This window comes from Aneurinibacillus sp. UBA3580, assembly GCF_002375825.1.
Lineage (GTDB): Bacteria > Bacillota > Bacilli > Aneurinibacillales > Aneurinibacillaceae > Aneurinibacillus > Aneurinibacillus danicus.
On record NZ_DFMZ01000137.1, the window covers coordinates 32,946 to 41,301 of the forward strand.

General features: G+C 48.6%; 10 protein-coding genes and 1 riboswitch. Of the genes, 2 read left to right on the forward strand and 8 right to left on the reverse strand.

Going from position 1 to position 8,356, the window contains the following annotated elements:
* Positions 1–37 precede the first annotated feature (37 nt).
* A complete protein-coding gene (locus B2899_RS18215; protein WP_286887610.1) occupies positions 38–352 on the reverse strand; it encodes a rhodanese-like domain-containing protein in 315 nt (104 codons plus the stop codon).
* A 185-nt stretch (positions 353–537) separates the two neighbouring features.
* Between B2899_RS18215 and B2899_RS18220 the strand changes: the two genes are divergently transcribed.
* A complete protein-coding gene (locus tag B2899_RS18220) occupies positions 538–762 on the forward strand; it encodes a DUF1128 domain-containing protein (protein WP_146811475.1) in 225 nt (74 codons plus the stop codon).
* Positions 763–894: 132 nt separating this feature from the next.
* Here the strand turns inward: B2899_RS18220 and B2899_RS18225 are convergent, their stop codons facing one another.
* The 7 genes from B2899_RS18225 to B2899_RS18255 form a co-directional block, all read right to left on the reverse strand.
* Positions 895–1,218, reverse strand: coding sequence for a thioredoxin family protein (locus tag B2899_RS18225; RefSeq protein WP_286887612.1), 324 nt, complete (start codon positions 1,216–1,218; stop codon positions 895–897).
* A 77-nt stretch (positions 1,219–1,295) separates the two neighbouring features.
* Positions 1,296–1,715, reverse strand: coding sequence for an Hsp20/alpha crystallin family protein (locus B2899_RS18230; RefSeq protein ID WP_146811478.1), 420 nt, complete (start codon positions 1,713–1,715; stop codon positions 1,296–1,298).
* A 106-nt stretch (positions 1,716–1,821) separates the two neighbouring features.
* Positions 1,822–3,162, reverse strand: coding sequence for a sodium-dependent transporter (locus B2899_RS18235; RefSeq protein ID WP_286887615.1), 1,341 nt, complete (start codon positions 3,160–3,162; stop codon positions 1,822–1,824).
* 222 nt (positions 3,163–3,384) lie between these two features.
* Complete coding sequence (gene corA / locus B2899_RS18240; RefSeq protein ID WP_286887616.1) at positions 3,385–4,338, reverse strand: magnesium/cobalt transporter CorA; 954 nt, start codon at positions 4,336–4,338, stop codon at positions 3,385–3,387.
* Positions 4,335–4,517, reverse strand: a complete 183-nt coding sequence (locus tag B2899_RS18245; RefSeq protein ID WP_146811484.1) for a hypothetical protein — start codon at positions 4,515–4,517, stop codon at positions 4,335–4,337. The genes corA and B2899_RS18245 overlap by 4 nt, the downstream gene beginning before the upstream one ends.
* 63 nt (positions 4,518–4,580) lie before the next feature.
* A complete protein-coding gene (locus B2899_RS18250) occupies positions 4,581–5,510 on the reverse strand; it encodes a C40 family peptidase (protein WP_286887619.1) in 930 nt (309 codons plus the stop codon).
* Positions 5,507–6,616 carry a mandelate racemase/muconate lactonizing enzyme family protein gene (locus B2899_RS18255; protein ID WP_146811486.1) on the reverse strand — a complete coding sequence of 370 codons (1,110 nt, stop codon included), beginning with the start codon at positions 6,614–6,616 and terminating at the stop codon, positions 5,507–5,509. Before B2899_RS18255 ends, B2899_RS18250 begins: the two co-directional genes overlap by 4 nt.
* Positions 6,617–6,894: 278 nt before the next feature.
* Positions 6,895–6,999, forward strand: a riboswitch (SAM riboswitch).
* Between the two features lie 128 nt (positions 7,000–7,127).
* On the opposite strand from B2899_RS18255, the gene B2899_RS18260 reads away from it, so the two are divergent.
* A partial coding sequence (locus B2899_RS18260; protein WP_286887623.1) for a sodium:solute symporter family protein occupies positions 7,128–8,356 on the forward strand: 1,229 nt, incomplete at its 3' end.

Here is an 8,356-nt window from a genome sequence, read left to right on the forward strand (position 1 = left end):
TTTTCCTTCGTACCACAAAAAGGCAGCCGCCCTTCTTCTATCTTACATGATGTTCAATGTCGGCCATTCCGCCTTCGACGTTAATTACATTATCAAATCCGTTACCAAGTAAATACTGGGTAACATGCCAACTGCGGACACCATGGGCGCAGATGATATACATCGTTTTTGTTTTGTCCAACTCATTCATACGGGACGGCACCGTGTTCATCGGTATATGATGTGCCTTATCCAGGTGCCCGGCCTCCCATTCATACGGCTCACGCACATCTATAATGCAGGCATCGTCCAATTCCCCGGCATTATGTTTAGCTGCGAATTCATCTGCTGTAATGGCATGTTTGTCTGTCATTATATTTGTTCCTCTCCCTCTTATGAAATCTGCCCTGCCTATTACTTTATTATAACCAGCCGATATTAAAAGATAAAATTTGACGGGCCACAAAAAGAAAACAGCGGCACAATGCGCATCGGAAAGGGAATGATATCGAAAAACATGGTACAATAAGTAACACATGCATACGGGGGGATGACGAGATGGATTTATCGAAGAAATCGAGCGAAAATATTGAATTTATGATTGAAGGCATTAAAAGCAAGCTTCGTGTTGTAAATGTAGCGGCAATTAAACCTTCTCATTTTGATGAAGAGAAGTATGAGGATTTACACGACCTGTACGACATGGTAATGAGAAAAGACACATTCAGCACCAGTGAGCTCGAAGCCATCGTAAACGAACTTGGCAACCTGCGCCGCGGCTAACGAATACAAAAAACAGGCGAAACGCGTCGCCTGTTTTTCGTTATTTTTATTCTTACAGAATGCTTGTTACATCAAAAAACGAATGTCCGAAATCAAAAAGATAATACGGAAAAGCGGCGCACAATACGGCCGTTATCTTTCTGTATCCATAAAACGTTTTAGAACCTCATATAAATATGGAACCGATCGCATGGCGTATATTTTCTGCGTAAGCTTCCCCTCTTCTATGAGCGCCAGACAGGGAACACTTTCGATTTCCCACTCCCGGGCCAGCTCCGGAGCGAAATTAATATTGCATTTATACAACGGTAGTGTAGGTACTGCCGCTTCGATAACCGTAAGCATTTTCTCGGCGATCCCGCATGTACCGCACAGCGGTGTGTAAAAATACAGAGCGAACGACGCTTTCCCATCTGCATGGCATCTCCTGATTTCTTGACCGTCTGCTTCCTTCATGTATTCCTTTTCTCCCTCCCCCCTCAAACAAGAAAGGAGCCGGGAGCGGCTCCTTTCTCTAAATATATTCATAAGATCTACAAGAAATCAATGTCGACTTTTTTCCTGCGGTCCAGCTTCGCCTTCGGCATCCGAATCTCAAGAATACCGTTCTTGTAGCTGGCCTTCGTCTCTTCCGCCGTCACGGCCGCCGGCAGGGACACCGTGCGCTCAAAACGGCCGGAGAAACGCTCTCTTCTGTATAACTGTTCTTCCCGTACTTCGTGCACTTTATGAATTGTGCCGCTCAACGTCAGTGTATGATCTTCGATATGGATGTCGATATCCTCTTTGTTTTCAAGCCCGGGAATTTCGCAGGACGCCACTACATGCGTCTCCGTCTCATACACGTCAATACGCGGAGAATTCAGCTCCGGCACGATATCCGGAAACATGTTTATGAACTCCCGCTTCAGCATATCAAGATTCCGCAAACGATCTCCAGGAAGAAATGGCATAACATTGCCCTCCTTATATAATAGGATCTCTTGGTTCTCCTATTATTTTACCAAAAACATCGGCCATCAAACATGGAGATTCTGTAAATTTAGCAGTTGTCCTTCGTTAAATAATACCAATAACGTCCAGAAATACGATGATAATGGCGACCGGCGCAAGATAGCGAAGCAGCAGAAGCCATACCGCGAACCAGCGCTTTCCGTTATTCGAGCCTGCGCTAATCTCGGCTACCAGCACTTCCCGTTTCATTTTCAGCGGAACAAAAATGGCAATCAGCAAAGCGCCAAGCGGCATCAGAATATTACTGACGAGAAAATCGGCCGCATCAAAGATACTCTTGCCGAAAATCGTCATCTCGCTCCACACTCCGTAGGAAAGCGCAGACGGAATGCCTACCACGAAGATTAGCAAACCCGTAATCCAGGTTGTTTTCTTCCGTTTTTCCATATCGCCCCTGGCCAGCGAAGCTACAATAATCTCCAGCATCGAAAACGCCGAAGTCAGTGTGGCAAACAGGAACAGCGCCAGGAAAACCATAAGGAACAAACCGCCCAGTGGGATTTTGGCAAAAACAGACGGCAGCACTATAAACAAAAGCCCGGGTCCGGCTGTCGGCTCGACTCCCAGCGAGAATACCGCGGGGAAAATTGCCAGCCCCGCCAACAAAGAAATAGCCAGATTCAATCCTACAATCGATACTGCCGAACGTGGCAGGCTTTCGTTTTTCGCCAGATACGAGCTATATGTAACCATAACGGATACCCCAACGCTCAATGAGAAGAACGATTGTCCCATCGCGTACAGCACCGACTCCGATGTCAAATTGGAGAAGTCAGGCTGAAGAAAGAACGTTACCCCCTTCATTGCGTCATCCAGTGTGAGCGAGCGGATAATCAGGACGAGAAACAGAACAAACAGCGCAGGCATCATATATTTGTTCGCTTTCTCGATCCCTTCTTGCACACCGCGGGCTACGACCACGATAGTCAGAAGAATAAACACAAACTGTGCTCCAACCGACAGCACCGGATCGGTAATGACCTGCTCGAACAATTTATCGTACGCCTGCATTTCACCTATAAGCTGTCCGGTTGCGCTGCGGAATAAGTACAGGAGAATCCAGCCTCCAACAACACTATAGAACGATAGAAGAATAAAGCAGGTCGCGACCCCCAGCTTTCCAATCCAATGCCAGCCGGAATTCGGGGCAACCGTTTTGTACGCCGTAATCGCCTCCTGCTGGGTGCTGCGACCAATTACGAATTCGCCGAGCAAGAGCGGCAATCCAATGAGGACGGTAAACAATAAGAATAAAAGAAAAAAGGCCCCGCCTCCGCTCGTCCCCGCCACATACGGAAACTTCCAAATCGCTCCCAGACCGATGGCCGAGCCGGCAGCCGCCAGAATAAATCCAAGTTTTGAAGTCCATTGCTCTGTTTGTTTCATAACATTCCTGTTGTCTCCTCTTGTATTAAGCTAGAATCTTCTCAGAATGTATATTGTACCATACAATTGTTTATCAACAAACAAACTAATAGGAGCCAACAGAACAGCCGAAACAAATGGATGAGCGGGCAACGTTCGTCGTACGAAACAAACAAAGAAAAGAAAAAAGGTGCAATTTCAGTGTGGAAAAAGACGGGTGTCTTTTCCCGTCTTTTCTCCTGCCTACATATCAAACCAGCCTTTGCGGCGGAACCACCAGAACATCGTTCCTGCTACTGTAAGCATAATTGCCCATACGAAGAAGTATCCGTACTTCCATTTCAGTTCCGGCATATATTCAAAATTCATGCCGTATACCCCGGCAATAAAAGTAAGTGGAATAAAAACCGACGAAATAATGGTAAGAGTCACCATGATGTTATTCATCCTGTGCGAAGTAAGCGAAATATAACTGTCTCGCATATCTGCCGTAATATCGCGGCTTGCATCCACAATCTCCGATAGTCGGAGCAAGTGGTCATACACATCGGTAAAATATACGCGTGATTCCTTAAATTCCCCAAGTCTCTCCGAATTTAAAATTCGATACAGCAAATCCTGCATGGAACTGACAATGCGCCGCAGCTTAATCAAATCACCCCGAATCTCAAATACTTCCTCCATCAAACGTCGGCTGAAGCCCTCCTTAATGGTGCTGTCCAACTCGTTAAGGTTATCTTCAATCTCATATACAGCCGGAAAATAATAATCGACCAGTTTATCCATGATCAAATACGCAATATAGACCGGCCCTTCCTTACAGACACTCTGATTGGTCCATACCTTCTCCCACACTTCTTGAATTTCACGGAGCGAGGTAAGATGGAACGTCACGATAAAATTTTTGCCGATGAACATATCCACCTCTTCGGCATCCAGCGTCTGCTGGTTCAGTGCATGAAGCACAAAGAAATTATATTCCCCGTAATAATCGAGTTTCGGCCGCTGCCGAAAGTGAAAGCAATCTTCAACAGCCAGCGGGTGAAAATGAAAATATGTATCCAATAGCTTTCCTTCTTCTTCGGTAGGAGCATGAAAATCTACCCAATACCACAAAATATGAGGAGACGATAGCTGGTCAAGGTGGACATTCTCCACCAAATCCAGTTCGTCCGTCAGCGCTAACGTCGTAATCAAGCAATTCGCCCCCCTTCTTTTCTCTTTTTACCCTGGTTTGTTTTCCCGTATGCATTCTGTGCCGCTTCAATAGCCAAACGACCGAATGCTTCCCCTTCGCAGATGTCGAGCGATACGTCATCGATCGCCTTTAGCAGTTGGCCTTTGCCCAGGGAAAAATACCGTTTCAGGCTTTTCACTATTAACCAGTTTTTCTCTCCCGCAATCCGTCCCTCCTTGCCGATGCATAATACCTCCTGTGTTTATTCCCAGTAGCGCCGTGATATGCAATGTTCTTTTTCATATTTGTAGCCACGTAACGGAATGATTTCAATGGATTTGATCGTTTCAGGCGAATGAATCATCATGCCGCCGCCCGCATAAATACTGACATGATAAATCGCCCCCCTGCCTTCCTCATACGCAAAAAACAGCAAATCGCCCGGCGCCAGATCTTCAGGGGCGATCTCTTTTCCGCATCGCGCCTGCTCGGACGCGTCACGCGGAATGAGAATGCCCTGCGAACGGTGCATGGAATGGGCAAACCCTGAGCAATCGTATCCGAATGCCGACATGCCGCCCCACAGGTACGGGAGTCCAAGGAAAGTCTTACCCGCCTCAAGAATGCGAAGTCCGGTCCGTTCGTCTTTGCGCTCGCTTCCGTCCGTCACAGTTACGTCCGATGTCTTAAGCATCTGCGGACCGTCCGGAGTCGCCACAGTAATCGATACGTCCTCCTGCGACAGTACAGGCAGACGTGTAAGAAAGCTCAACGTGATCCCGCTTTCTTCCCGATTTTTGTACAGCTTCGCTTTCGGCCGGGATACGACTGCCCATAGCCCCTGTTCCAGTGCATCTGTGTACTCATTATTGTCTTTCAGTTGAAGGCGGGGAATCCAGCCCGGATATCCTCGTACTTCTTTACGGGAGGCTTGGTCTGGAATGGCGACTTTGATCCAGTCGCCCACCTCTTCGAGAATTTCTACCATCGTACCGTACAGCGCCTGGGTCTGCACGAGATTATTCTGACATAGTTCAAGTTTGTCATCCAGGCTCATGCCTGTAAGCCATCCTTTTATATCAACCGGGTTTTGCAGTGCCGGAGTGTCGATATCGCGCGGCGAATCGGGGGTGGTCCAGACTGTGGCCACCGCAACAGCCACCGCCTGCTTGTTTCGCTCTGCTTTCATCATGATACTTGCCCCACTCCTTCATTTGTACCGGCACTAACGCCATCGATGCCGAGTCCCGGCCTGTCAGGCAGCGTAAGCAATCGGCCCGTATACCGCACCCCGCCTTCCACTATGTCTGTTGCCATCATAAGCGGCGCATCGAAATCGAAACGCGTAATGTTCTTTTTGCTGGCGGCGAAATGCGCGGCGGCAGTCACGGCAAGGCGTGATTCGATCATGCTGCCGACCATGCACTCGACTCCGCATTCTTCTGCCATATAATTAATCATCTGGGCTTTATAAATGCCGCCTGCTTTCATCAATTTAATATTAATCAGATCGGCCGCCCTGCGCTTAAGTACCTCAAACGCCTGCACCGGGGAGAATACACTTTCATCCGCCATAATCGGCGTATTCACCGCGTCGGTTACCGTTTTCAAACCTTCGAGGTCGTATGCTTTAACAGGCTGCTCGACCAATTCGATGTCGAGTCCCATGTCCTCCATCTTGCGAATTGAGCGAACGGCGTCTTTCACCTGCCAGCCCTGATTTGCATCAAGCCGAATCTTAATCTGGCTGCCGACACGGCTGCGAATCTCTTTAATACGAGCGATGTCTTCCTGCACGTTGTCCTTTCCAACCTTAATCTTTAACACATTGAAGCCTGCCGCAATATAACGGGTGGCATCTTCACCCATCTCTTCCGGCGAGTTAACGCTAACCGTATAGTCAGTCTCAATCTGATTACGGTACCCTCCTAAGAATTGATAGAGCGGAAGCCCGCAGCGCTGGGCTAAAATATCGTATAATGCCATATCGAGCGCCGCCTTGGCGCTGCTGCTGCCGACCATGGATTGATGGATAATATGAAAAACCCGTTCATGCGCCAGCAAGTTTTCACCAATAAGCTGAGGCCGCATGACATTTAAAATGGCTGATTCGATGCTATCTAAACTATCACCTGTAATTACTACCGTTGACGGCGCTTCTCCCCACCCCGCAAACCCGCTCTCCGTCGTGACTTTCACAAGCACTGATTCCGCGTTGACCACCGTACGCAGTGCCGTCTTAAAAGGTTTTTTCAACGGAATCGTCTGCCGTTTTACCTCTATATTTCGGATAATCATCCTGTTGCGCCTCCTATCCTTACGTCCATACCATATATATGAACTTCTCGCTGTGCATGCACCTTCTCGCACGGTAAAAATACGTTCCGGTTCCGGCTCCGTCTTCCACTGTAACAATCATTGTGAGAAATACTGCATGATTTAAAAATATTATGGTTTCTTCTGCTCATTTTTCAAAAGAAGAAACTGGAAAAGAAGTTTTTATTTAAAACCATATTGACAGGTCGGAATAATACATTTAATATAGAATACAATTTCATATTTACTATTCTTTATTTTTCTTATCCAGAGAGATCGAGGGATCTGGCCCGATGACGTCTCAGCAACCTGTGCGCAGCACAAGGTGCTACTTCCAGCAGAAGTATTTTTCTGGCAGATAAGGAGAACGGATTTGTCTGTACATCCCCTTCTTCTGTGAGAAGGGGATTTTTATTATGACATAGGCCATTTACTTTTTCTTCTTCTGCACTAAAAACCAAGTAAACCTATACAGCGAAAGGAGTTAAAAACGATGACAACGGTTGGTTACTGGTTTGTGTTTCTGGCACTCGCCTACACCGCTTTATTGATTTCGATCGGCCGAATCGCCCGCAGAAAAGCCGCCGGAGGAAGCGGGTACTTCGTGGGGGGCCGAAACTTTAGCACACTGTTCGTAACAGTATGCATTACCGGTCTATTCTCCGGTTCTTCCTTTATCTCAATTATTGAACTCTCGTATCTGAAAGGCGTCTCCGCCGTCTGGTACGGCGTGGCAGAGACGCTGCAGGTACTGCTCATCGCCACCCTGCTGATCGCTCCGTTCCGCAAAAAACTCGTGATTACGGTATCGGGACTTATCGGAGACCATTTTGGAAGAAAAGCCCGCGCACTCGGCGGCGCGATTACCGCCTTCGCCTTCCCGATGTGGTCCGTGGCCACGGCGCTGGCGTTCGCTTCTGCCCTTCATGTTTTTACCGGCATTTCGCTTTTGGGATCGGTGGCGCTGACTGCCGTTCTGCTGTTCGCATACCTGCAGTTTGGCGGCATGTGGGCCATCGGCTATACGCAGCTGCTAAACACAATTGTGTTCTATATCATGCTGGCAGTCGGATTCTTAGCTGTATTCATCTATCCGGGCATCGACGGCTTGAAGGAATTCGCCGCGGCCAAACCGCAGATGTATTCGTTGTCCGGCGCAGGCGTGCAAACGATTGTCGCCTGGTTTGGCACCTTTATCGTCAATGTCGTTCTGGCGCAGGCAGCCTTTCAAATGGCGCTGTCATGCCGTACGCCGGAAGAAGGAAAACGCGGACTGCTGTGGGCGGCTATTCTGGGAATTCCGCTGATTATCGGTGCGGTGGTGTTCGGATTGGCTGCCGCCAGTGCCGTTCCCGAAGAGACACGCGGATTGATTGCTATCCCGCAGTACTTGATGCAAACCCTGCCTGCACCGCTGGTCGCCCTATTCTTCCTCGGTTTCTGGGCGTGCGCGCTTAGCTGGGGAGCTCCCTGCCAATTCTCGGGCGCTACCAGCCTCGGTAAAGACGTAGGGGAAGCAGTGAATCCTGGGCAAAGCGAACAGACATATATCCGCTACACCAAGTGGTCGCTGGCATTGCTGACGGTGCTAATGGTCGTGTTCGCATCCCTGCGTGCCGAACAGTCGGCATGGTGGAACATCCTTGCCTGGGTAACCCGCAACTCGGCGACATTCGCACCGGTACTCGCAGCCCTGTTCTGGCCGCTTGCGACACGAAGAGC